A 23,969-nucleotide genomic window follows, 5' to 3' on the forward strand; every position below is an offset into this window, starting at 1 on the left:
GTTCAGTGGCGATCGCCGCCGGGCGACGTGTCCGGCGAACGCTCGACGATCCAGGCCAGCGCGCAGATGAGCAGTGCCCAGATCAGGAACAGCGCCGCCGGGAACAGGGGCAGCCCCAGCACGCGGATGTCATGGTCCCAGAGCGCGAGCAGCGGAAAGTTGAACAGCAACAGACCGGCCACGAACAGGGCCACCAGGCGTTGGGCGTCCAGTCCTCGAAACATGCGCGTCTCCTCTGTCGGCGGCGACCTCGTGGGGTCGCCTTTGTGCCTGATTGTGCGCCAGGCACTGACCCCGGCCTTACGCTGGAGCACAAAGAAAAACGGCCGGGCAGAGCCCGGCCGTTTCGGCGCTCAAAGACCGGCGGTCACTTGGCGGAAGATGCCAGCAACTGCCAGGTGTCGACCACCGAGTCCGGGTTCAGGGAGATCGAGCTGATGCCCTCGTCGCGCAGCCACTGGGCGAAGTCCGGGTGGTCGCTGGGGCCCTGGCCGCAGATGCCCACGTACTTGCCCTCGGCCCTGCAGGCGCCGATGGCCAGCCTGAGCAGCGCCTTGACGGCCGGATCGCGCTCGTCGAAGTCGTGTGCCAGCAATTCCAGACCGGAGTCGCGGTCCAGGCCCAGGGTGAGCTGGGTCAGGTCGTTGGAGCCGATCGAGAAGCCGTCGAAGTACTGCAGGAAGTCCTTGGCCAGTACCGCGTTGCTCGGGATCTCGCACATCATGATCAGCTTGAGCTCGTGCTCGCCGCGCTTGAGACCCTTGGCCGCCAGCAGCTCGGTGACCTTGCGCGCCTGCTCCAGCGTGCGCACGAAAGGCACCATCACCTGCACGTTGGTCAGGCCCATGTCCTCGCGCACGCGCTTGAGGGCTTCGCATTCCATGGCAAAGGCTTCGGCGAAGTCCTCGCTGATGTAGCGTGCGGCGCCGCGGAAACCCAGCATCGGGTTCTCTTCGTCGGGCTCGTAGCGGCTGCCGCCCACCAGCTTGCGGTACTCGTTGGACTTGAAGTCCGACAGACGCACGATGACCGGCTTGGGCCAGAACGCGGCAGCAATCGTCGCCACACCTTCGGCCACCTTGTCGACGTAGAAGGCGCGCGGCGAAGCGTGGCCGCGGGCCACCGACTCCACCGCCTTCTTCAGGTCGGCGTCGACGGCCGGGTAGTCCAGGATGGCCTTGGGGTGCACGCCGATGTTGTTGTTGATGATGAACTCCAGCCGCGCCAGGCCAACGCCACCATTGGGCACCTGGGCGAAGTCGAAGGCCAGCTGCGGGTTGCCGACGTTCATCATGATCTTGACGTCGACTTCGGGCATGGTGCCGCGCTGCACCTCGGTCACCTCGGTCTCCAGCAACCCGTCGTAGATGTGACCGGTGTCGCCCTCGGCGCAGCTGACCGTCACCAGCGTGCCGTCCTTCAGGTGGTCGGTGGCGTTGCCGCAGCCCACCACGGCCGGGATGCCCAGCTCGCGCGCGATGATGGCAGCGTGGCAGGTGCGGCCGCCGCGGTTGGTCACGATGGCGCTGGCGCGCTTCATCACCGGCTCCCAGTTCGGGTCGGTCATGTCCGTCACCAGCACGTCGCCGGGCTGCACCTTGTCCATCTCGCTGATGTTGTGCACCAGGCGCACCGGGCCGGTGCCGACCTTCTGGCCGATGGCGCGGCCACTGGCCAGCACGGCACCCTTGCCCTTGAGCTTGTAGCGCACCTCGGTCTTGCCGGCCGACTGGCTCTTCACCGTCTCGGGGCGGGCCTGCAGGATGTAGAGCTGGCCGTCGGTGCCGTCCTTGCCCCACTCGATGTCCATCGGACGGCCGTAGTGCTGCTCGATCACCAGCGCGTAGTGCGCCAGCTGCTCGACCTCGGCGTTGGTCAGGCTGTAGCGGTTGCGCAGCTCGACCGGCACGTCCACGGTCTTCACCAGCTTCTTCGTCGCAGCCTTCTCCTCGGGTGTGGAGAACACCATCTCGATCAGCTTGCTGCCCAGGTTGCGGCGGATCACCGCCTGCTTGCCCGCCTTGAGCATGGGCTTGTGCACGTAGAACTCGTCGGGGTTCACGGCGCCCTGCACCACCGTTTCGCCCAGGCCGTAGCTGGAGGTGATGAAGACCACGTCTTCAAAGCCCGACTCGGTGTCGATGGTGAACATCACGCCGGCGGCGCCGAGGTCGGAACGCACCATGCGCTGCACGCCGGCCGACAGGGCCACCTCGGCGTGGGCAAAGCCCTTGTGCACGCGGTAGCTGATGGCGCGGTCGTTGTAGAGGGAGGCGAACACCTCCTTCATCTTGTGCAGCACATCCTCGATGCCGTGCACGTTCAGGAAGGTTTCCTGCTGGCCGGCGAACGAGGCGTCGGGCAGGTCTTCGGCCGTGGCGGAGGATCGCACGGCGAACGAGGCGTCGGGGTTGCCTTCGCTCAGGCGGGCGAACTCCTCGCGGATGGCCTTTTCCAGATCGGCCGGGAACGGCTGGTTCTCGACCATGGCGCGGATCTCGGCACCGGCTTCGGCCAGCGCGCGCACGTCCTCGGTGTCGAGCGCGTCCAGGCGCGCGTTGATCCGGTCGGTCAGGCCGTCGGCCTTGAGGAACTCGCGGAAGGCGTGGGCCGTGGTGGCGAAGCCCGTGGGCACCTTCACCCCCTGGGGCAGTTGCGAAATCATCTCGCCGAGGCTGGCGTTTTTGCCGCCGACGATCTCGACATCGCTCATTCGCAGTTTTTCGAAGGGCACGACCAGGGCGGTCGGCTCGAACAGGTTGGACATGGAAGACTCCTAAGGTTGAAAAACCGGGGGCTCCATGCGCCAGCGGGTGACCTGTGGTTCTGTTATGGGTCGTGCACCGGGCAGGGGGCAAGCATTCTGGGCGTCCATGATTGTAGGATGGTGCCGCCAGCCCGGGATCACCCCGGGCTGGCCACCCCTGTGAAATCAGCGTGGGGTGGTCCTGAAATTTCTTGAACCCGAGCGAGCCTTGCCATGCCCAACCGCACCGTCTTTTTCATCTCCGATGGCACCGGCATCACCGCCGAGACCTTCGGCAACGCCATCCTGGCCCAGTTCGAAGCCACGGTCCGCCGGGTGCGGCTGCCGTTCCTGGACAGTGTGGACAAGGCCCACCAGGCCGTGCGCCAGATCAACCACACCGCCGAGGTCGAAGGCCGCCGCCCCCTGGTGTTCGCCACCGTGGTCAACATGGAGGTGCTGGCAGTGGTCAAGGAGCACTGCCACGGCATGATGCTGGACATGTTCGGCACCTTCGTCGAGCCGCTGGAGGAAGAGCTGGGCATCAAGTCCAACCACCGGGTCGGCCGTTTCTCGGACGCCTCCAAGAGCAAGGAGTACAACGACCGCATCGAGGCCATCAACTTCGCGCTCATGCACGACGACGGCCAGAGCCACAGGGACCTGGAGGGCTCGGACGTGATCCTGGTGGGTGTCAGCCGCAGCGGCAAGACGCCGACCTCGCTCTACCTGGCCATGCAGCACGGCCTGAAGGCGTCCAACTACCCGCTGATTCCGGAAGACTTCGAACGCCGCAAGCTGCCGCCGGCGCTGATGCCCCATCGCAAGAAGATCTTCGGCCTGACCATCGCCCCCGAGCGGCTCTCGGAGATCCGCAACGAGCGCCGCCCGAATTCGCGCTACGCCAGCCTGGAAAACTGCCGGGCCGAGGTGAGCGAGGCCGAGGCCATGATGCGGCGCGAGGGCATCCGCTGGCTTTCGACCACGACCAAGTCGATCGAAGAAATCGCCACCACGATCCTGCAGGAAATCCGTCCGGAACGGCTGGCGTACTGAGAGCGGCGGACCGGATCGCGCAGCCTGCGCCGCCGGCCACCGCTCAACCCTTGGCCTTCTTCTCCCGCGCCTCGGCCGATTTTTTGGCCAGCTCCGTCATGCCACCGTGTGCGTGGCGGCCCAGCGCGAACGACAGGAATAGCTTCGTCCACAGGGTGGAGCCGGCAATGGCCACCCAGTCCTCGCTGGCCAGCGCCTGAAAGCCCAGCACCGCCACCAGCACCACCACCATCACCACGCCACCGACCAGGTTGATGACCATTTCGTAGGGAGCGAATTTCTCGGGGTTGGGCGGTGGCAGGCCTTTTTTCAGGGCCACCTCGGAAAAGTCGCGTTTGACCAGAATGCGCCAGGCCCTGCGCAGCCAGAAGAAGGCCACCGGAAACAAGGCCAGCAGGAAGATCCAGTTGAAGATGAAGATGCTCATGCCATCCAGTCGATAGGCCGGGTGCGGACTGCACCCCTTGTTGGGATTCTCTCAATAAAAAAACCCCGTTGGTCACCCAACGGGGCTTCCGGTCAGGGGATGCTCATCCCCTGCAGGTGTCGCTCACACCATCAGTGGGCCACAGCACCGCCGGCGCCCTTGGGCACGCGAACGGATTCGACCAGCTCGGCGATGTGGGCCGGCACCGGCTTGGTGGCCTTGCTCACCAGGTAAGCCACGATGAAGTTCACCAGGGCGCCCACAGTGCCAATGCCTTCCGGCGAGATGCCGAAGAAGCCGTTGTTGCCGCCAACCAGGTTCAGGAACTCGGTGCCCTTGATGAAGAACAGGCCCTTGTGTGCGAACACATAGAACAGGGTCACGAACAGACCTGCCAGCATGCCGGCACTGGCGCCCTTGTCGTTGATGGACTTGCTGAAGATACCCATCATGATGGCCGGGAAGATCGACGAGGCAGCGATACCGAAGGCCAGGGCCACGGTACCGGCCGCAAAGCTCGGCGGGTTCAGACCCAGCCAGCCCGAGATCACGATGGCCACGGCCATGGAGATCTTGCCTGCCAGCAGTTCGTTCTTCTCGCTGATGTTCGGGTTGATGGAACCCTTGATCAGGTCGTGCGACACGGCAGAGGAGATGGCCATCAGCAGACCGGCGGCGGTGGACAGCGCGGCGGCCAGACCACCGGCGGCGACCAGGGCGATCACCCAGTTGGGCAGCTGAGCGATTTCCGGGTTGGCCAGCACGATGATGTCGGCGTTCACGGTCAGCTCGTTGCCCTTCCAGCCGGCGGCTTCGGCCTTGCCCTTGACGGCTTCGTTCTTGGTGGCGTCGTTGTAGTACTGGATGCGGCCGTCACCGTTCTTGTCTTCGAACTTCAGCAGGCCGGTCTTTTCCCAGCGCTTCATCCACTCCGGGCGGTCTTCGTACTTCAGGCTGGCTTCGGCGGCGAACAGGTCGGCGTTGGCCTTGACCACATCAGCCTTCACGACCATCTGGCCATCCGGGCCAGCGCCGATACCGACGGCGGTGTTGGCGGTGCCGATCAGGTTCAGGCGGGCCATGGCACCGACGGCGGGGGCCGTGGTGTACAGCAGGGCGATGAACACCAGGGCCCAGCCGGCCGACATGCGGGCGTCAGAGACCTTGGGCACGGTGAAGAAGCGGACGATCACGTGCGGCAGACCGGCGGTACCGATCATCAGCGACAGCGTGAAGCAGAACATGTTCAGCATGGAACCGGCAGAAGCGGTCGTGTACTGGCTGAAACCCAGATCGGTCACCACCTGGTCCAGCTTGGCCAGCAGGGACACGTCGGTACCGGCCAGATCAGAGCCCAGACCCAGCTGCGGCAGGAAGTTGCCGGTCAGGTTCAGGGAGATGAAGATCGCCGGGATGACGTAGGCCAAGATCAGCACGATGTACTGGGCCACCTGGGTGTAGGTGATGCCCTTCATGCCGCCGAACACCGCGTAGAAGAACACGATGGCCTGACCGATGTAGATACCGGTTTCGCTGGACACGCCCAGGAAGCGCGAGAAGGTCACGCCCACACCGGTCATCTGACCGATGATGTAGGTGGTGGAGGCCACCAGCAGGCAGACCACGGCCACGGTGCGTGCCGTCTGCGAGTAGTAGCGGTCACCGATGAACTGGGGCACGGTGAACTTGCCGAACTTGCGCAGGTACGGAGCCAGCAGGCAGGCCAGCAACACGTAGCCACCGGTCCAGCCCATCAGGAACACGGCGCCGCCGTAGCCCATGTTGGAGATCAGGCCGGCCATCGAGATGAACGAAGCGGCCGACATCCAGTCGGCCGCCGTGGCCATGCCGTTGGTGATGGGGTGCACGCCGCCACCGGCCACGTAGAACTCGGAGGTGCTGCCGGCACGTGCCCAGAAGGCAATGCCGAGGTAGAGCGCAAAGGTTGCGCCCACAACCACATAGGTCAGGGTTTGAAGATCCATGGTGTGATGTCCTCTTGATCAGTCTTCTTGCATGCCGAACTTGCGATCGATGTCACCAATCTTCTTCGCGTACCAGAAGATCAGCGCGATGAAGATGTAGATGGATCCCTGGTGGGCGAACCAGAAGCCCAGGGGGTAGCCGCCCAGCTTGATGCTGTTGAGCGCGCTGGCAAAAATGATGCCGGCCAGGTAGGACACGACGAACCAGATGACCAGCACCTTGGTCAGCAGTCCCAGCGTTGCAGACCAATAGGCCTTCGCGTTGCTTTCACTACTCATGAAAGTTGTCTCCTCTAAGTGATGCGTTTGCAGTTTCGACGGCTGACGCCGCCACGCTGTGTGTACCCGAAAAAGGGCTTTCCCAAGTACTACGCGGCGGACTTTGGTTGCGATTCCTTACAGCTAAATTGCTGCGGCCCGTCAGCTGCTGTAATCCAAGGGTAAGTCCTAGGTAAGAGGGTCCACTTAGCCTGCGGAGCGTTTCCATCCAAAGGAGGACTCCATGGAAGACAAGATGGTCCAGCGCATCCTGGACAACCCCAAATACCAGCAACTCAGGCGCAAGCGTTCCAGCTTCGGCTGGTGGCTGACCGCCGCAATGATGATCGTCTACTACGGCTTCATCCTGCTGGTGGCCTTCAACAAGGAGTGGCTGTCGCAGCGCCTGGGTGAAGGCGTCATGACGGTGGGCATCCCCGTCGGTTTCGGAGTGATCCTGTTCACCATCGTGATCACCGCGATCTACGTCCGCCGCGCCAACAGCGAGTTCGACGACCTCTCCCACGCCATCATCACCGAGGTGCACAAATGAACACCCGCACCTTGCTGCGCCCCGCCCTGACCCTCGCCTCGCTGTTCGCCGTTTCTGCCGCCGCTCTGGCTGCGGGGGCCGATCTCGGCCAGGCCGAAAAACAGGCCACCAACTGGACCGCGATCACCATGTTCGCGCTGTTCGTGGTGGCCACGCTGTTCATCACCAAGTGGGCCGCCGCCAAGACCAAGAGCGCCGCCGATTTCTACACCGCCGGAGGCGGCATCACCGGTTTCCAGAACGGTCTGGCGATCGCAGGGGACTACATGTCGGCCGCGTCCTTCCTGGGTATCTCGGCGGCCGTGATGGCCTCGGGTTTTGACGGCCTGATCTACTCCATCGGCTTCCTGGTCGGCTGGCCGGTCATCACCTTCCTGATGGCCGAGCGCCTGCGCAACCTGGGCAAGTTCACTTTCGCCGACGTGGCCGCCTTCCGCTTCGAGCAGAAGCCCATCCGCATCTTCGCGGCCTCGGGCACGCTGGTCGTGGTGGCTTTCTACCTCATCGCCCAGATGGTGGGCGCGGGCCAGCTGATCAAGCTGCTGTTCGGCCTGGAGTACTACATCGCGGTGATCATCGTCGGCGCGCTGATGATGGTCTACGTGTTGTTCGGCGGCATGACAGCCACCACCTGGGTGCAGATCATCAAGGCCTGCCTGCTGCTGGGCGGCGCCTCGTTCATGGCCTTCATGGTGCTGTGGCACTTCGGCTTCAGCCCCGAGGCGATGTTCGCCAAGTCGGTCGAGATCAAGGCGGGCCTGGCCAGCGCGGCGGGCAAGACGTCCGAAGAAGCCGCTGCGGCCGGCCAGTCCATCATGGGCCCCGGCAACTTCGTGAAGGACCCGATCTCTGCCATCAGCTTCGGCATGGCGCTGATGTTCGGCACTGCCGGCCTGCCCCACATCCTGATGCGCTTCTTCACCGTGCCCTCGGCCAAGGAAGCGCGCAAGAGCGTGATGTGGGCCACTGGCTGGATCGGCTACTTCTACCTGCTGACCTTCATCATCGGCTTCGGCGCCATCACCTTCGTGCTGACCAACCCCGACTTCCTCGACGCCAAGGGCGGCCTGCTGGGTGGCAACAACATGGCGGCGGTGCACCTGGCCAACGCCGTGGGTGGCAACGTGTTCCTGGGCTTCATCTCGGCCGTGGCCTTCGCGACCATCCTGGCCGTGGTGGCCGGCCTGACGCTCTCGGGCGCCTCGGCCGTGTCGCACGACATCTACGGCACCGTGATCAAGAAGGGCAAGGCCAACAGTGCCGACGAGCTGCGCGTGTCCCGGATGACCACCATTGCACTGGGCATCATCGCCGTGGTGCTGGGCATTGCCTTCGAGAAGCAGAACATCGCCTTCATGGTGTCGCTGGCCTTCGCGATTGCCGCCTCGGCCAACTTCCCGGTGCTCTTCATGAGCGTGCTGTGGAAGGACTGCACCACCAAGGGCGCGGTGATCGGCGGCTTCCTGGGCCTGATCTCGTCGGTCGCGCTGACCGTCGTGTCGCCCTCGGTGTGGGAAGCCACGCTGGGCAACCCCAAGGGCTCGGCGCTGTTCCCCTACACCTCGCCCGCGCTGTTCTCCATGACCATCGGCTTCGTCGGCATCTGGCTGTTCTCCATCCTGGACAACAGCGCGCGTGCCAAGAAGGACCGCGCGGGCTTCGTGGCCCAGCAGGTTCGCTCCGAGACCGGCATCGGTGCATCGGGCGCATCGGGTCACTGAGTTTCTGACCTTGTCATGGAAAAGGGCCACCGCTCATGCGGTGGCCCTTTTTTCTTTTCCCCCAACGACGCCCTGGTTGTGAGGTTCAGGCCGGCGCCATCTCGGCCGGCACGGGGGTGCGGATCAGGTGGTCGAACGCGCTGAGCGCGGCCTTGGCGCCCTCGCCCGCGGCGATCACGATCTGCTTGTAGGGCACCGTGGTGCAGTCGCCCGCGGCGAACACGCCTTCCACATTGGTGTGGCCCTTCGCATCGACCACGATCTCGCCGAAGCGGCTGAGTTCGACCGTGCCCTTGAGGAACTCGGTGTTGGGCACCAGGCCGATCTGCACGAACACGCCTTCCAGCGCGACGAGGTGTTCCTCACCGCTCACGCGGTCCTTGTACTTCAGACCGTTGACCTTGCTGCCGTCGCCGGTGATCTCGGTGGTCTGCGCGTTCACATGGATGGTGACGTTGGGCAGGCTCTTGAGCTTGCTCACCAGCACCGCGTCGGCCTTGAGCTGGTCGGCAAACTCGATCAGCGTGACGTGCTGGACGATGCCGGCCAGGTCGATGGCCGCTTCCACGCCCGAGTTGCCGCCACCGATCACCGCCGTGCGCTTGCCCTTGAACAGCGGGCCGTCGCAGTGCGGGCAGTAGGCCACGCCCTTGTTCTTGTATTCCTGCTCGCCCGGCACGTTGACATTGCGCCAGCGCGCGCCGGTGGACAGGATCAGGCTGCGCGCCTTGAGCACGCCGCCGTTTTCCATCTGCACCTGCACCAGACCACCCGGCTCGCTCGCAGGGATCAGCTTGTCGGCGCGCTGCAGATTCATCACGTCCACCTCGTAGTGGCGCACCTGCGCTTCCAGCGCAGCGGCAAACTTCGGGCCGTCGGTTTCCAGCACCGAGATGTAGTTCTCGATGGCCATGGTGTCGTTCACCTGACCACCCATGCGCTCGGCCGCGATGCCCACGCGGATGCCCTTGCGGGCGGCGTACACGGCGGCGGCCGCACCAGCCGGGCCACCGCCGACGATCAGCACGTCGTAGGCGTCCTTGGCGTTGAGCTTGGCGGCTTCGCGCTCACCCGACTTCGTGTCGAGCTTGGCCACGATCTCTTCCACGCTCATGCGGCCGGAGGCGAACACCTGGCCGTTCATGAACACCATGGGCACCGCCATGATCTCGCGCTCGGTCACTTCCTGCTGGAAGGCGCCGCCCTCGATCACCACGGTCTTGATCTTCGGGTTGACGATGGCCATGAGCGACAGCGCCTGCACCACGTCCGGGCAGTTGTGGCAGGTCAGGGACATGTAGACCTCGAAGCTGTACTCACCGTCGAGCGACTTGATCGAGTCGATCACCGCCTGCTCGACCTTGGGCGGGTGGCCACCGGTCCACAGCAGCGCCAGCACCAGCGAGGTGAACTCGTGGCCCAGCGGCAGGCCGGCGAAGCGCACGCCTGTGGTTTCGCCGGCGCGGGCGATCACGAAGGACGGCTTGCGGGCGTCGTTGCCCGAGGTGTCCAGCGTGACCTTGTCCGACAGGCTGGCAATGGTCTGCAACAGCTCGCGCATCTCGGCGCCGGTGTCGCTCTCGTCCAGCGACGCGATCAGCGTGATGGGCTGGCGCAGCATGCCGAGGTACTGCTGCAACTGGGCTTTGAGGGTGTCGTCGAGCATGGTGGACTCCTTGAATGTGGTGCGTTGTGCGCGAAGCGTTGGGTGAAGGGCGCTCGGCGAATGGCCGCCGAACGCCCGACGCTCAACACTCAGCGGGGATCAGATCTTGCCGACCAGGTCCAGCGAAGGAGCCAGGGTCTTGGCGCCTTCGTTCCACTTGGCGGGGCACACCTGGCCGGGGTTGGCGGCGGTGTACTGGGCGGCCTTGAGCTTGCGCACGGTTTCCTTGACGTCGCGGGCGATTTCGTTGGAGTGCACTTCCATCGTCTTGATCACGCCTTCGGGGCTGATCACGAAGGTGCCGCGCAGGGCCAGGCCTTCTTCTTCGATGTGCACGCCGAAGGCACGGGTCAGCTGGTGCGTCGGGTCGCCGACCAGGGGGAACTTGGCCTTGCCCACGGCGGGGCTGGTCTCGTGCCACACCTTGTGCGAGAAGTGGGTGTCGGTGGTGACGATGTAGACCTCGGCGCCGGCTTTCTGGAACTCGGCGTAGTTGTCGGCGGCGTCTTCGATCTCGGTCGGGCAGTTGAAGGTGAAGGCGGCCGGCATGAAGATCAGCACGGACCACTTGCCCTGCAGGCTCTTCTCGGTCACTTCGATGAACTCGCCCTTGCCCGTGCGGTTGACGAAGGCGGTGGTCTTGAAGGGCTGCACTTGCGTGTTGATGATGGACAGCGCGTTGATCATGGACATGGTTTTTCCTGTGAAGAGGTTGAAGGGAATCGGAAACGGGAAGCGATGGATATCGCGACGGAGTGAATCATAGTCGACATCTATCAATTTTCCGCATTGATAGTTTACATGAGGCCGATAGTTTCTGCTGCTGTGCAGCAATCACCCATCCCGTCGACAGGCTCGGATGCTGTGGACTGCTTGCTACAAATAGCGCAAAAAATGTCTGCCGGGCAAAGACTTTATTGAGAATCGTTTTTGTTTGCAATATCATCGGCAATCCAGCCAGCCACAGCGCCTTGCGTTGAAGCCAGCCGACAACCTGTTCGACCCGAGCTTCCATGTCCCAACGTCGCAAGAACCTGAGCGCCCGTGCCGGCCGCCCCCTCCCCGCCCCATCCGCCAACCTGCCCGCCGCCTCCGGCGTGATGCTGCCCCTGGGCGCCATGCTGCTGGCCAGCTCCTTTGGCGCCCTGGCCCAGACCGCTCCCGCCAGCGAAGACAAACAGCTGCCCACCGTGGTCGTGCGCGAAAAGGCCCTGGCCCCTGAAGGCAAGGACGCGCTGCAGGCCACCGAGACCACCATCGGCAAGGGCAAGCAGCAGCTGCGCGACATCCCTCAATCGGTCACGGTCGTGACCGAACGCCTGATCGACGACCGCAACCTCGACACCGTCAAGGAAGCGCTCAAGAACACCGCCGGCATCACCTTCCTGGCCGCCGAGGGTGGCGAGGAAGACATCCGCCTGCGCGGCTTCGCCCTGCAGGCCACCGGCGACCTGTTCATCGACGGCATGCGCGACCCCGCGATCTACGACCGCGACACCTTCGCCATGGACCGCATGGAAGTGCTGCGCGGCTCGGCCTCGATGCTGTTCGGCCGTGGCTCCACCGGCGGCGCCGTCAACCAGGTGTCCAAGGTGCCCCGGCGGATCGACGAGCACCAGGTCGACCTCACCCTGGGCAACCACAAGTACGTGCGCGCCACGGGCGACTTCAACATCATGACCGGCGAAAGCTCCGCGCTGCGCCTGAACGCCATGGCCACCAAGGCCGACAACAACGGCAGCGGCGCCAGCCTGGACAAGCGCGGCATGGCGGTGGCCTACCGCACCGGCATCGGCGAGCGCGACGAGTTCCTCGCCAGCCTCTACCACCTGGACAACAACAACGGTGTCAACTACGGCATGCCGTTCATTGCCCCGGCCCGCGGTTCCAGCGACCGCACGCTGCTGCCGGTCGACCCCGACACCAACTACGGCCTGGCCAGCGACTACAACGACTCCAGCGCCACCATCGCCGGCCTGGCCCACACCCACCGCTTCAGCCGCGACAGCGAACTCAAGACCCAGGTGCGCGTGGGCAAGTTCGACCGCGATCTGCGCTCGGGTGCGATCCGCTTCTGCACGCAGGGCGTGAACCAGCAGACCGGCGCCATCACCAACCCGAACTGCCCGACCTCGGTCAGCCTGGACAGCTTCGGCCCCGGCACCGTGCTCACCCGCGGCACCCACCTGAAGATCCAGAAGCTCGACTCGGTGCAGGCGCAATCGGACTTCAGCACCAAGTTCGACGCGCTGGGCGTCAAGCACGAGCTGATCGCCGGCGTCGACGTTTCCCGCGAGGAGCGCACGGTCTACGCCGCGCGCTCGGCCGCGCAGGGTGGCGTCACCATCACCAAGCCCACCACCACCGTCGGCACACCGGAAGACGGCGCCTCGGTGAACGAAGCCAGCCGCGTGCTGCGCGTGAACAACGCCTACGTCGCGACCGGCGTCGGCGCCTACGTGCAGGACGTGATCCAGGTCGCCCCGGCCTGGAAGGTCGTCGGCGGCGTGCGCTACGACAACCTCAATGGCGACTACGACATCAACGCCATCCCGGACGCCGCCCCCGGCCCGGTCACGGCCACCAAGTACCGCATGCACGTCTCCGAGTTCAGCCCGCGCATCGGCGCGCTGTTCCAGCCGACCCCGTTGCACTCCTTCCACGTGTCCGCCGGCTCCTCGTTCAACACCTCGGGCGACGCCTACTCGCTGAGCGCCTCCAACGCTGACACCGATCCGGAAAAGAGCGTCAACCTCGAACTCGGCGCCAAGCTCGACTCGGCGGACAAGCGTTTCTCCACCCGTCTGGCCGTCTTCCGTTCGACCAAGACCAACGAGCGCAACACCGACCCGGACCTGCCGGTCACGGTGCTCAGCGGCAAGCGACACGTGGCTGGTTTTGAGGCCGACATCACCGGCCGCCTGACCCCCCAGTGGGAGGTCTACGGTTCCTACATGTGGCTGCCGGTGGCGCGCGTCGACAAGGCCGCGCCCTGCCCGGCCACCGGCGCCTGCGCGCAGTCGGCCATCGGCGAGCGCCCGGGCGACCGCCCGGCCCTCACGCCCGAGCACAGCGGCACCGTGTGGAGCACCTACCAGGTCACGCCCCGCCTGCGCATGGGCGCCGGCCTGAACTTCCGCAGCGCCCAGAGCCCGACCCGCGTGGCCTTCAAGGTGCCGTCCTACACCACCGTCGACCTGATGGCCGAGTACACGTTCGACTTCGAGCGCCTGTCGATCAAGGCCTACTTGGCCAACGCCACCGACAAGCTCTACGCGGACCAGCTCTACCCGGCGCACTACATCCCGGGTGCCGGTCGCACGCTGCAGGTGACCGCCAGCCTGAAGTTCTGACGCCCACACCGCGCCGAACCCACCACCGCCCCGCGCAAGCCGGGCGGCTTTTCCACTGAAAGCCCTCACTGAAAGGCCCGGACAAAGACCGGCCCGCTCCCACGATGCTGCTGACCCTGCCCGACATCCTGTCGCCCGACGACATCCGCACCGCGCGCGCCCTGTTGCGCAGCGCCCCGTGGGCCGATGGCCGCGACAGCGCCGGTCCGCAGGCGCTCACCGTCAAGAACAACCAGCAGTTGCCGCACGACTGCGAGGCCGCGACCCGCATCCGGCAGATGGTGCTGGACGGCCTGAACCGCTCCGCCCTGTTCTTCAGTGCCGCGCTGCCGCTGCGCATCTTCACCCCACGCATCAACCGCTACGGCGGCGAGCACAACACCTACGGCAACCACATCGACAACGCGGTGCGCCTCAAGGCCACGGCCACCGGCACCGAGTGCGTGCGCACCGATGTCTCCTGCACCGTGTTCCTGAACGACCCCGGCGAGTACGACGGCGGCGAACTCACCGTCAGCGACACCTACGGCACGCGCGGCGTCAAGCTGCCCGCCGGCCACGCCGTGCTCTACCCCGGCACCAGCCTGCACCAGGTGACGCCCGTCACGCGGGGCGAGCGCCTGGCCTGCTTTCTCTGGGTGCAGAGCATGGTGCGCAGCGACGAGCAGCGCCGCCTGCTGTACGAACTCGACATGAACCTGCTCGCACTGCGCCAGCGCCACGGCGAGACCACCGAAACCACAGGCCTGACCGGGACGTACCACAACCTGCTGCGCATGTGGGCCGAAACATGAGAGCGCCCGTCACGCTGGTAGACCACGAACGTCTTGCGAAAGAGCGCATGGACGCCGGCGCATGGGCCTACCTGTTTGGAGGCGCCGCCGACGAAATCACACTGCAGGACAACCGCGCCGCCTGGCAGCGCCTGCAGTTGCGCCCCCGGGTGCTGCGCCCGCTCGCCGGCGGCCACACGCGCCGCACGCTGCTCGGTCGGGAACTGGCCCACCCGCTGCTGGTGGCCCCCATGGCCTACCAGCGACTGGCACACCCACAGGGTGAACGGGCCAGCACACTGGCGGCGGCGGTGATGGGGCTGGGCTATGTGCTGAGCACGCAGGCCTCGGTGCCCATGGAAGAAGTCGCCCGCCTCGCCCACGGCGAGGCCGCCCGCGGACCGCTGTGGTTCCAGCTCTACCTGCAGCCCGACCGCGGTCTGACGCAGTCGCTGGTGGCGCGCGCCGAGGCCGCCGGCTACGAGGCCCTCGTGCTCACGGTGGACGCCCCCGTGCAGGGCAGCCGCGACCAGGAACGCCGCACCGGTTTCCAGCTGCCCCCTGGGGTGGCGGCGGTCAACCTGCCTGAGGGCGTTGCCATGGCGACTGGTGGCCCTGGCCTCTGTGGTGGCCTGGCGGAACACGCCCCGAGCTGGGAGGACCTGGCTTGGCTGCGCTCGGTCACACGGCTGCCCATCCTGCTCAAAGGCATCACCCACCCGGACGACGCCCATCTGGCGGTCGAACACGGCGCGAGCGGCGTGATCGTCTCCAACCATGGGGGGCGCACCCTGGACACCCTGCCCGCCACCGCCGCCCTGCTGCCCGAGGTCGTGGCCGCGGTGGAGGGTCACGTGCCCGTGCTGGTCGATGGCGGCGTGCGCCGCGGCACCGACGTGCTCAAGGCGCTGGCGCTGGGTGCCAGCGCCGTGCTGGTCGGGCGACCGGTGCTGCACGGGCTGGCGAACGCCGGTGCGACGGGTGTCGCCCAGGTGCTGCGCCTGATCTGCGACGAGTTGGAGATCGCCATGGCGCTGTGCGGCTGCCGCACGCTCGATGAACTGGGACCCGCGCATCTGCAGCCGCGCTCGTGAGCAGAAAAATTTTGCCCATTTAAAGAATACGAACCATTCTCATTTATAATCACGACATCGTTTTTCGGCCCAACGCCTTCACCAGAGAGCTCACCATGACCGGAACCCTGACCACCCTCTTCGTCAGCCTTGCCCTGCTGCTGGGCGCCCTGTGGTGGGTGTTCCGCGCCTGACAGGGACCGGCTCCGTTCCGACGACACCTACACTATGAGTTCCGCCGCTCTTGGCCTTCCCGTCCCTCCGGCACCGTCTGCCGGCGACGCACGCGAGGCACGTTCCAACCCAGCTCCCATGGACCGTCGTCTGTTCATCGTGGCCGCCGTCATCGGCTTTCACGTGCTGGGCCTGTGGGCCCTGCAGGCCGGTCTGCTGCGCCGCGCCGTGGAACTGGTGGTGCCCGTGGCGGTGATGGCCGAGCTGATCGAGCCGCCCCAGCCCCTGGTCGCGCCGGAGCCCACCCCGCCCAAGCCACAGCCGGCCCCGAAGCCGGTGGCGCCGGTGCAGCGCACGGTGAAACAGGCCCCGATGCCGCTGGCCGTTCCCGACCCGGCTCCAGTGCCCGAAGCGCCCACGGGCGTGGTCAGCGCACCACCCGAACCCCAGCCGGCGGTCACCGAACCGGTGGCGGCCGCTCCCGTCGCGCCACCAGCCCCTCCCAAGGTGGAACTGCCCTCCAGCGACGCCAGTTACCTGAACAACCCGCCACCGCCCTACCCGCAGATGTCCAAGCGGCTGCGGGAGCAGGGCCGTGTCGTGGTCCGTGTCCACATCAGCACCGACGGCATCGCCACCCGCGCCGAAGTCCAGAAATCCAGCGGCTTTCCGCGCCTGGACGAAACCGCCGTCCAGACCGTGCTGCGTTGGCGCTATGTACCAGGCAAACGGGCCGGCGTTCCCGAAGCCATGTCGTACCTGATTCCCATCGATTTCCGTCTCGAAGACTGACCGTCGCCAACCCTCCGCATTCTCAGAATCTTTCATGGACACTCCTCTCGCAAGCTCGGGCCTGGCCCACGTCTGGTCGCAAGGCGACGCCGTCACCCGCACCGTCGCCCTGGTGCTGCTGGTCATGTCGCTGGCCACATGGATCATCATTCTCTGGAAGGTGCTGGACCAGCGCGCCCAGCGCCAGCAGGCCAAGGCCAGCGAAGGCTTCTGGCACAGCGCCGATTTCGCCGAGGGGCTGGACAAGCTCGGTGCCGCCGACAACAACCCCTTCCGCGCCCTGGCGGTCGAAGGCCGTGAGGCACAGCGCCACATCCTGCACAAGGACGGCCGCCAGGTCCCGCAGCTGCACGACAGCCTGGACGTGAGCGACTGGATCGAGCGCTGCCTGCGCCGCACGCTGGACGACCACGTCGCCAAGGCACAGAGTGGCCTGACGGTGCTGGCCTCCATCGCCTCCACCGCACCCTTCGTGGGCCTGTTCGGCACCGTCTGGGGCATCTACCACGCCCTGCTGGGCATCGGCGCCGCGGGCCAGGTCAGCATCGACCAGGTGGCCGGTCCGATCGGCGAGGCGCTGATCATGACCGCGCTGGGTCTGCTGGTGGCGATTCCCGCGGTGCTGGGCTACAACGCCCTGGTGCGCGGCAACAAGGCCATCCTGCACAAGCTCAACCGCTTCGCCCACGACCTGCACGCCTATTTCGTCACCGGCGCCCGCGTCAGCTCCGGCGCAGACGCCAAGGTGCTGCCGATGAAGAAGGCCTGATCAAGGAGTCCCCATGGCCATCGGAACCCAGGACGACAGCGACGAAATGATGGCGGAGATCAACATGATCCCGTTCATCGACGTCATGCTGGTGCTGCTCATCATCTTCATCATCACCGTGCCGGTCATCAAGCACGCGGTCAAGGTCGACCTGCCCCGCGCCAGCAATGAAAAGCTGGTCGACAAGCCGGAGAACGTGCGCCTGTCCGTCGACGCCTCGGGCGCCTACTACTGGAACGAAACGCCCATCGCCGACGCAGAGCTGAACACCCGCCTGTCGCAGATCGCGGCCATGGAGCCGCAGCCCGAGCTGCACATGCGCGGCGACAAGGACGTGCGCTACGAGCGCGTGGCACTGGCCATGGCCAGCGCCCAGCGCGCGGGCGTGCGCAAGATCGGTTTCATCACGGAGCCCGCACAGCCATGAACCGTCCGACCGCCTCCACTCCCGTGGCGACCAGCCCGGTCACGGCCCCCGCACCGGCGTCCGCCTCGACCGCTGCGCCCGTGCTCAGCAGCCAGTCGGTGCTGCAGGGCCGGTCGCAGGTGGCCATCGAACACAACGGCGCGGTCTACCGCCTGCAGACCACCCGGCAGGGCAAGCTCATCCTCACCAAGTGAGCGACCCGACCAGACCGCATTCTTCAATCGTGGGGCGACCCGGGGTATGAGCAATTCCCCGAGCGTCGTTTTTCGCCAGCCAGGGGGCCGAAGGCCCCGTTAGCCAGGCGTTTTTTCAGATCACAGGCCGATTGCAGCGATGCCTGCCTTGGCGATCTGCGCGTCCTCGCTGGACTTCACACCGCTGACGCCCACCGCGCCGATGCACTGGCCATCCTTGATCACCGGCACCCCACCTTCGAGCAAGCCCTGAATCGTCGGCGCGCTCAGGAACGAGGTGCGGCCCTGGTTGATGACGTCCTCATAGACCTTGCTCTCCTTGCGGCTGAGCGCTGCCGTGTGGGCCTTGGCCGGCGCGATGTGCGAGGACATCGCCGGCGCGCCGTCCAGGCGCTGCAGCCAGAGCAGATGACCGCCGTCGTCGACGATGGCGATGGTGACGGCCCACTGGTTTTTCATGGCTTCGGCTTCGGCGGCAGCGGCAATGGCCTTGACATCGGCGAGTTCGAGCACGGCTTTGGTTTTCATGGAAGCAATCCTGCAGAAAATGGAATGAAAGGCGAACGATAACGCGTTCATTGCAGAACTGGCGATCAAAACTGTTCTCACCGCGCGGTGGCCTGGCAGCACATTCCACACGCCGCCGACCACCGCCCTACAATTCGCCGCAAGCGGCGTTCCGCCAACCACCAGGAGAGACCATGACCGACTTCACCCAATACCAAGGCACTGCCGGCGCCCTCAGCGCCGAACGCAACAAGGTGCTGCGCAACACCTACTGGCTGCTGGCCCTGTGCCTGCTTCCGACCGTGCTGGGCGCCTGGATCGGCGTGAGCACCGGCATCACCCGCAACCTCGGCGGCATCGTCGGCATGGTGCTGTTCATCGGCGGCATGATGGCCTTCCAGTTCGCGATCTACCGTTTCCGCAACTCCGGCGCGGGCGTGGCCATCCTGATGGCTTTCACCTTCTTCATGGGCCTGATGCTCTCGCGCCTGCTGGGCGTGGTGCTGGGCATGGGCAACGGCACCACGCTGGTGATGGCCGCCTTTGCCAGCACGGCCGGCGTCTTCTTCACCATGGCCACGCTGGCCACCGTGATCAAGCGCGACCTCAGCGGCATGGGCCGCTGGCTGTTCGCCGGCATGATCGCCATCCTGATCGCGGCCGTGGTCAACATCTTCATCGGCAGCTCGGCCATGATGCTGGCCCTGACCGCCCTGAGCACGCTGGTCTTCAGCCTGTACATGCTCTACGACGTGAAGAACATCGTCGACGGCGGCGAGACCAACTACATCGTGGCCGCCACCCAGCTGTTTATCGACATCTTCGCGGTGTTCCAGAACCTGCTGGCGCTGTTCGGCATCATGGGTGGCGACGACTGATCCGTCGGACTGCACATTCGACTCAAGGGGACCTCCGGGTCCCCTTTTTTCATGCCTGCGCGCGCTCAAGTTCCCGTCCGCCCGGCCGAAAACGAAGACAAACCCCGTTCAAGCACCATGCGACACCTTGCCCTGCCCCTCTGCCTCTGCACCGCCCTGCTGGCCGGCTGCGACGCACTGGGCATCGAAAGCGCCACCCAGGTGGCCGAGCGCAAGCAGGCCGAGGCCCACGCCATCGGCAGCGCCTGCCGACACGCGATCCGCAGCATCGAGGACTGCTTCAAGACCAACCCCAAGGCCGGCAAGGCCGCCGTGTTTGCGGGCTGGAAGGAAATGGACCAGTACATGCGCGACAACCAGATCGTCGGCATGCCGTCTGCCATCGAGTCGCCCACTGGCGAAGAGGTCGTCGAACACGAAGACACCGCGGCCCCGGACGAACACGCTTCGGGTGATGCGAAGCCATCCGCCGGGAAGAAGGCGGCCGACAAGACCCCGGCCACCAGGTCGTCCGGCGACGCCAAAACCCAAAGATCCTGACGCCCTGGGCCCACACCGAGACCGGCTGAGCCTCAGGGCAGCTCGAACACCGCCATGCTTTCGACGTGTGCTGTGTGCGGGAACATGTTGACCACCCCCGCCGCCGTGCAGCGGTAGCCCGCCTGGTGCACCAGCAGGCCGGCGTCGCGCGCCAGCGTGGCCGGGTTGCAGCTCACGTAGACGATGCGCCGGGGCGGTGTCCAGCCAGCGCGCAGCTCCGGCTGCTGGTGCAGGTCGGCCAGCGCCTTGGTCAGCGCAAACGCGCCCTCCCGCGGCGGGTCGACCAGCCACTTGTCCGCCACCCCATCGGCCACCAGCATCTCGGGCGTCATCTCGAACAGGTTGCGCGCCACGAAGGTCGTGGGCGCCAGCGGTGACGGACGCCCCTGCTGGTTGAACGCGAGGTTCTCGCGCGAGCGCGCCACCAGTGCCTCGCTGCCCTCGATGCCCAGCACCTCGCCGGCGCCCGTGGCAATCGGCAGGGTGAAGTTGCCCAGACCGCAGAACCAGTCGATCACGCGTTCGCTGTTCTGCGCATCCAGCAGGCGCAGCGCACGCGCCACCAGCACACGGTTGATGTGCGGATTGACCTGCGTGAAGTCGGTCGGTTTGAACGGCATGGTGATGCCGAACTCGGGCAGGCGGTAGCTCAGCTGCGGTCCGCCCTCGTCCAGCAGCCGGACCGTGTCGGGGCCCTTGGGCTGCGACCACCATTGCACGCCGTTCTGCTGACCAAAGGCGCGCAGCCGGGCCAGATCGTCGTCGCTCAGGGGCTCCAGATGCCGGAGCACCAGGGCGGTCACGTCATCGCCGCAGGCCAGCTCGATCTGCGGGCAGGTCTCGCGCGCGTCCATGCCGTAGATCAGCTCGCGCAAGGGCATGAGCAGGTTGCTCACGTGGGGAGGCAGCACACGGCAGACCTGCATGTCGGCCACGTAGCGGCTCTTGCGCTCGTGGAAACCGATCAGCACCACCCCCTTCTTGTGCACGAAGCGCACCGACAGGCGCGCGCGGTAGCGGTAGCCCCAGGCCGGCCCTTCGATCGGGCGCAGCAACGTCTCGGCCTTGACCTTGGCCAGATGCCAGAGGTTGTCCTCCAGCACGCGCTGCTTGATGGCCACCTGCGAGCTGGCATGCAGGTGCTGCATCTTGCAGCCACCGCACGCACCTTCGTGCAGACCGAAATGCGGACAGCCGGGCGTGACGCGCTGGGGCGACTCGCGGTGGATCTCGGTCAGCGTCGCCGCTTCCCAGTTGTTCTTCTTGCGATGGACCTTGGCGCTGACGATCTCGAACGGCAACGCGCCGTCGATGAACACGACCTTGCCGTCGGGCCGGTGGGCGATGCCCTGCGCCTCGATGTCGAGCGACTCGACAAACAGCTGGCCTTCGGACAGACCGGCGGAGGGCGACATGGGGGTGTGGGGATCTTGTTGTGTGGGGCTGTCTTGGCTCATGCCCCGATTGTCTCAGGCCCAGGCGGCGAGGTATTCCTGCCAGTGGCTCTCAGCGGGCGCCATCCGCCCCAGCGTCTCTTTCACGAACGCGATTTCCTGCTCGTACTCGGCCTCCGTGAGGCCGCCACGCATCTTCTGGAAACGGCAGTACACCAGATAGGTGTTCATTACGTCCGTTTCGCAGTAGCGGCGGATGTCCTCCAGCCGGCCTTCCAGGTACTGCGGATAGACCTGCGAGCCGTCCATGCCCAGCTTGCCGGGAAAGCCGCACAGCTTGGCCAGCGCGTCCAGAGGCGCGTTGTTCTTGGGGCTGTACATCGCCAGCAGGTCCATCAGGTCCAGATGGCGCATGTGGTATCGGCTGATGTAGTTGTTCCACTTGTACTCGCGGTCGTCCTCGCCCATATCCCAGTACTTGCTGGCCTCGACGCCGTGGCGCAGTCCGCGGTAGTGCAGCACGGGCAGGTCGAAGCCGCCGCCGTTCCAGCTCACCAGCTGCGGCTGGTGCTTTTCGATACTGTTGAAGAAGGTCTGGATGACCCGGCCTTCACCCTGGCCGTCGCGGTCGACGAAGGAGTGCACGCGCAGGCCTTCGGCGTTGCGGAACACCACGCTGATGACCAGCACGCGCTGCAGGTGCAGCGGTGCGAAATCGCTCTGGCCCTTGTCCTTGCGCTCGTTCAGCCAGGCCTCGTAGACTTGGGCATCGGTGGCATCGGCGGGCGCACCCCGCAACGCGCGCAACCCGTCGACATCCGGAATCGACTCGATGTCAAAAACGAGAACCGGCCAGGCCATGCACCGGCCAGCTCAGCGCTTGGGCAGGTAGGCCACCGGATCGACAGGCTTGCCGTTGCGGCGCACCTCGAAGTGCAGCTTGACGCGGTCGGCGTCGCTGCTGCCCATCTCGGCGATGCGCTGTCCCTGCTTCACGGTCTGGTCCTCGCGCACCAGCAGGGCCTGGTTGTGGGCGTAGGCCGTGAGAAAGGTGTTGTTGTGCTTGAGGATGATCAGGTTGCCATAGCCGCGCAAACCGGCGCCGGCATACACCACGCGCCCGTCGGCGGCGGCGAGCACCGGATCGCCCAGACGACCGCTGATGGACACGCCCTTGTTCTTGCCCTCATCGAAAGAAGCGACCACTGCGCCCTGGGCAGGCCACACAAATGCAACGTCGTCGGCACCGGCAGAAACGGGCTCGGTGGCCGGCGCGGGTGTGGCAGCAGTCGGCGCCGTGGGTGTTGCACCCGGCGTGCCCGATGCAGGGGGCGTGTTCAGGGGCCGTGCCACCACGCCCGGCGTGGCCACCGGCGCAGCGGTCACACCCGTCGCTGTGGGGGCGGTGCCCGATACGGGCGGGGCCACCCGCAGCACCTGACCGACTTCGATCAGGTTGGGGTTGGTCAGGTTGTTCCATGCCTGCACGTCGCGCGGTGCCTGGCCGGCCTCCAGTGCAATCCGGTACAGGGTGTCGCCGGGGCGCACGGTGTAATAACCCGGTTTGCCCGCGTTCTCCGCACCGGGCAAGGGCTTGCCTTCGGACGGCCGCGCCGCGCCGGAACGGTCCTCGACCGGTGCGGGCTGGCTCAGTCGCCGCGTGGAGCATCCGGCCGTCAGCACCAGTCCCCCCATCAGGGTCCACAGGGCCACACCGCGCCACGAGATGCGCTGCGTGCGCACTGGCTGTCTATCGAAATCCCGCTTGTTCATTCCTGTTTCCTGCCTGATGTCAGGCCCGTTTCCACCCGGGCACTGCCTCTACGAAACACTCGCCAGCCACGTGTCGGCCGAAAGGTTTCACGAAACGCCTGATTTTAGGGGCACGAAGAGCACCGGTTCCAATACAGAACGTGTGAATCCGTGAGCATGGCGCTCAATGACGATCAGGTGCTGCTGGCCCGAGTCGGTCACCGCCGGTGCCACCAGGCGCCCCCCCACCGCGAGCTGTTCGATCCAGGCCTGCGGCACATCGTTCCCACCTGCGGCGGCCACGATACCGGCGTATGGCGCGCCTTGCGCATAGCCCGCCATGCCATCGCCAAACAGGAGGTGGACATTGGCCAGCCGGAAGGCCCGCAGGTTGTCGCGCGCCTTCTCGTGCAGCGCCCGCAGCCGCTCGATGCTGTAGACCTCCTGCACCAGATGGCTCAGCACCGCAGCCTGGTAGCCACACCCGGTTCCGATGTCCAGCACCCGGCCAATGCGGCCCTCCCTGCCCTGGCACAGCAACTCCAGCATGCGCGCCACCACACTGGGCTTGGAGATGGTCTGCCCCAGGCCGATCGGCAGGCTGGTGTCTTCATATGCCTGGTTGGCCAGCGCGGTGTCCACGAAGCGGTGCCGCTCCACGACCTGCATGGCCCCCAGCACGCCTGGGTGGGAAATGCCCTGGGCCTGCAGCTTGCGCACCATGGCCTGACGAACTGCCAACGAATCCATGCCGACACCGCGGGGGGCCGTGGTCGCCGCCATGGGCGCCGGGCTGCGGCCCTGCACCGCCGACGGGACGCCCGGCCTGTTGACCGATACCACCGGCCCTGTGTCCAGGCGAGCGGGAAATGCCGGCCGGGGCCTTCCGGAGGCGGGGACAGTGGAAGCGCTCGTGGCCGGCGAAGTTGGA

The 23,969-nt window shown here is 65.9% G+C and carries 25 protein-coding genes; 12 read left to right on the plus strand and 13 right to left on the minus strand.

Annotated elements, in window-relative coordinates:
• Positions 1-2: 2 nt before the first annotated feature.
• Together HPS01S_RS09685 and ppsA are read right to left on the minus strand one after the other, a co-directional pair.
• The gene (locus HPS01S_RS09685) at positions 3-224 is read right to left on the minus strand and encodes a hypothetical protein (protein WP_066154596.1); all 222 of its coding nucleotides are present in this window, start codon (positions 222-224) and stop codon (positions 3-5) included.
• A gap of 143 nt (positions 225-367) precedes the next feature.
• Positions 368-2,767 (minus strand): phosphoenolpyruvate synthase, encoded by a 2,400-nt coding sequence (gene ppsA / locus HPS01S_RS09690; protein WP_066154600.1) that lies wholly within the window; start codon positions 2,765-2,767, stop codon positions 368-370.
• A 213-nt stretch (positions 2,768-2,980) separates the two neighbouring features.
• Here ppsA and ppsR point away from each other — a divergent pair, with 213 nt between their 5' ends.
• Positions 2,981-3,802, plus strand: a complete 822-nt coding sequence (gene ppsR, locus HPS01S_RS09695; RefSeq protein WP_066154603.1) for a posphoenolpyruvate synthetase regulatory kinase/phosphorylase PpsR — start codon at positions 2,981-2,983, stop codon at positions 3,800-3,802.
• A 43-nt stretch (positions 3,803-3,845) separates the two neighbouring features.
• On the opposite strand, the gene HPS01S_RS09700 is transcribed toward ppsR, so the two are convergent.
• From HPS01S_RS09700 to HPS01S_RS09710, 3 genes are all read right to left on the minus strand, one after another.
• Positions 3,846-4,229 carry a hypothetical protein gene (locus HPS01S_RS09700; protein WP_066154606.1) on the minus strand — a complete coding sequence of 128 codons (384 nt, stop codon included), beginning with the start codon at positions 4,227-4,229 and terminating at the stop codon, positions 3,846-3,848.
• Positions 4,230-4,360: 131 nt separating this feature from the next.
• Entirely contained in the window at positions 4,361-6,214 is a 1,854-nt protein-coding gene (locus tag HPS01S_RS09705; RefSeq protein WP_066154609.1) for a sodium:solute symporter family protein, read from the minus strand.
• An 18-nt stretch (positions 6,215-6,232) separates the two neighbouring features.
• Positions 6,233-6,493 (minus strand): DUF4212 domain-containing protein, encoded by a 261-nt coding sequence (locus HPS01S_RS09710; RefSeq protein ID WP_066154614.1) that lies wholly within the window; start codon positions 6,491-6,493, stop codon positions 6,233-6,235.
• 223 nt (positions 6,494-6,716) lie between these two features.
• Here HPS01S_RS09710 and HPS01S_RS09715 point away from each other — a divergent pair, with 223 nt between their 5' ends.
• Together HPS01S_RS09715 and HPS01S_RS09720 are read left to right on the plus strand one after the other, a co-directional pair.
• Positions 6,717-7,025, plus strand: coding sequence for a DUF485 domain-containing protein (locus HPS01S_RS09715; RefSeq protein WP_066154617.1), 309 nt, complete (start codon positions 6,717-6,719; stop codon positions 7,023-7,025).
• Positions 7,022-8,746, plus strand: a complete 1,725-nt coding sequence (locus tag HPS01S_RS09720; RefSeq protein WP_066154620.1) for a cation acetate symporter — start codon at positions 7,022-7,024, stop codon at positions 8,744-8,746. The genes HPS01S_RS09715 and HPS01S_RS09720 overlap by 4 nt, the downstream gene beginning before the upstream one ends.
• An 85-nt stretch (positions 8,747-8,831) precedes the next feature.
• Here HPS01S_RS09720 and ahpF read toward each other — a convergent pair whose 3' ends face one another.
• From ahpF to HPS01S_RS21775, 3 genes are all read right to left on the minus strand, one after another.
• Positions 8,832-10,412 carry an alkyl hydroperoxide reductase subunit F gene (gene ahpF / locus HPS01S_RS09725; protein WP_066154624.1) on the minus strand — a complete coding sequence of 527 codons (1,581 nt, stop codon included), beginning with the start codon at positions 10,410-10,412 and terminating at the stop codon, positions 8,832-8,834.
• 99 nt (positions 10,413-10,511) lie between these two features.
• Positions 10,512-11,087: an alkyl hydroperoxide reductase subunit C gene (ahpC, locus tag HPS01S_RS09730; RefSeq protein ID WP_066154756.1), complete on the minus strand. Its 576-nt coding sequence runs from the start codon at positions 11,085-11,087 to the stop codon at positions 10,512-10,514.
• A gap of 85 nt (positions 11,088-11,172) precedes the next feature.
• The gene (locus tag HPS01S_RS21775) at positions 11,173-11,427 is read right to left on the minus strand and encodes a hypothetical protein (protein ID WP_157576198.1); all 255 of its coding nucleotides are present in this window, start codon (positions 11,425-11,427) and stop codon (positions 11,173-11,175) included.
• On the opposite strand from HPS01S_RS21775, the gene HPS01S_RS09735 reads away from it, so the two are divergent.
• The 7 genes from HPS01S_RS09735 (at position 11,426) to HPS01S_RS09765 (ending at position 17,967) form a co-directional block, all read left to right on the plus strand.
• Positions 11,426-13,765, plus strand: coding sequence for a TonB-dependent receptor (locus HPS01S_RS09735; RefSeq protein WP_157576201.1), 2,340 nt, complete (start codon positions 11,426-11,428; stop codon positions 13,763-13,765). The two genes, HPS01S_RS21775 and HPS01S_RS09735, sit on opposite strands and share 2 nt — an antisense overlap.
• 104 nt (positions 13,766-13,869) lie before the next feature.
• Positions 13,870-14,559, plus strand: coding sequence for a Fe2+-dependent dioxygenase (locus tag HPS01S_RS09740; protein ID WP_066154627.1), 690 nt, complete (start codon positions 13,870-13,872; stop codon positions 14,557-14,559).
• Positions 14,556-15,632, plus strand: coding sequence for an alpha-hydroxy acid oxidase (locus HPS01S_RS09745; RefSeq protein ID WP_066154630.1), 1,077 nt, complete (start codon positions 14,556-14,558; stop codon positions 15,630-15,632). The genes HPS01S_RS09740 and HPS01S_RS09745 overlap by 4 nt, the downstream gene beginning before the upstream one ends.
• A 291-nt stretch (positions 15,633-15,923) precedes the next feature.
• Entirely contained in the window at positions 15,924-16,577 is a 654-nt protein-coding gene (locus tag HPS01S_RS09750; RefSeq protein ID WP_066154632.1) for an energy transducer TonB, read from the plus strand.
• 34 nt (positions 16,578-16,611) lie between these two features.
• Positions 16,612-17,346 (plus strand): MotA/TolQ/ExbB proton channel family protein, encoded by a 735-nt coding sequence (locus HPS01S_RS09755; protein ID WP_066154636.1) that lies wholly within the window; start codon positions 16,612-16,614, stop codon positions 17,344-17,346.
• A 13-nt stretch (positions 17,347-17,359) separates the two neighbouring features.
• Entirely contained in the window at positions 17,360-17,773 is a 414-nt protein-coding gene (locus HPS01S_RS09760; protein WP_066154639.1) for an ExbD/TolR family protein, read from the plus strand.
• On the plus strand, positions 17,770-17,967 hold the full coding sequence (locus HPS01S_RS09765) for a hemin uptake protein HemP (protein ID WP_066154642.1): 198 nt from the start codon (positions 17,770-17,772) through the stop codon (positions 17,965-17,967). Before HPS01S_RS09760 ends, HPS01S_RS09765 begins: the two co-directional genes overlap by 4 nt.
• A 120-nt stretch (positions 17,968-18,087) precedes the next feature.
• Here HPS01S_RS09765 and HPS01S_RS09770 read toward each other — a convergent pair whose 3' ends face one another.
• Positions 18,088-18,495, minus strand: coding sequence for a GlcG/HbpS family heme-binding protein (locus tag HPS01S_RS09770; protein ID WP_066154645.1), 408 nt, complete (start codon positions 18,493-18,495; stop codon positions 18,088-18,090).
• Between the two features lie 173 nt (positions 18,496-18,668).
• Between HPS01S_RS09770 and HPS01S_RS09775 the strand changes: the two genes are divergently transcribed.
• Positions 18,669-19,352, plus strand: coding sequence for a Bax inhibitor-1 family protein (locus HPS01S_RS09775; RefSeq protein ID WP_066154648.1), 684 nt, complete (start codon positions 18,669-18,671; stop codon positions 19,350-19,352).
• A 117-nt stretch (positions 19,353-19,469) separates the two neighbouring features.
• On the plus strand, positions 19,470-19,892 hold the full coding sequence (locus tag HPS01S_RS09780; RefSeq protein WP_174545241.1) for a hypothetical protein: 423 nt from the start codon (positions 19,470-19,472) through the stop codon (positions 19,890-19,892).
• 32 nt (positions 19,893-19,924) lie between these two features.
• On the opposite strand, the gene rlmD is transcribed toward HPS01S_RS09780, so the two are convergent.
• The 4 genes from rlmD to HPS01S_RS09800 form a co-directional block, all read right to left on the minus strand.
• On the minus strand, positions 19,925-21,307 hold the full coding sequence (gene rlmD / locus HPS01S_RS09785) for a 23S rRNA (uracil(1939)-C(5))-methyltransferase RlmD (protein ID WP_066154652.1): 1,383 nt from the start codon (positions 21,305-21,307) through the stop codon (positions 19,925-19,927).
• A gap of 54 nt (positions 21,308-21,361) precedes the next feature.
• The gene (locus HPS01S_RS09790) at positions 21,362-22,147 is read right to left on the minus strand and encodes a 3'-5' exonuclease (RefSeq protein WP_066154655.1); all 786 of its coding nucleotides are present in this window, start codon (positions 22,145-22,147) and stop codon (positions 21,362-21,364) included.
• Positions 22,148-22,159: 12 nt separating this feature from the next.
• A complete protein-coding gene (locus HPS01S_RS09795) occupies positions 22,160-23,059 on the minus strand; it encodes a peptidoglycan DD-metalloendopeptidase family protein (protein ID WP_084397231.1) in 900 nt (299 codons plus the stop codon).
• Between the two features lie 87 nt (positions 23,060-23,146).
• Positions 23,147-23,821 (minus strand): protein-L-isoaspartate(D-aspartate) O-methyltransferase, encoded by a 675-nt coding sequence (locus HPS01S_RS09800; RefSeq protein ID WP_066154764.1) that lies wholly within the window; start codon positions 23,819-23,821, stop codon positions 23,147-23,149.
• Positions 23,822-23,969: the final 148 nt, after the last annotated feature.

This window comes from Hydrogenophaga pseudoflava NBRC 102511 (genome assembly GCF_001592285.1).
GTDB lineage: Bacteria > Pseudomonadota > Gammaproteobacteria > Burkholderiales > Burkholderiaceae_C > Hydrogenophaga > Hydrogenophaga pseudoflava.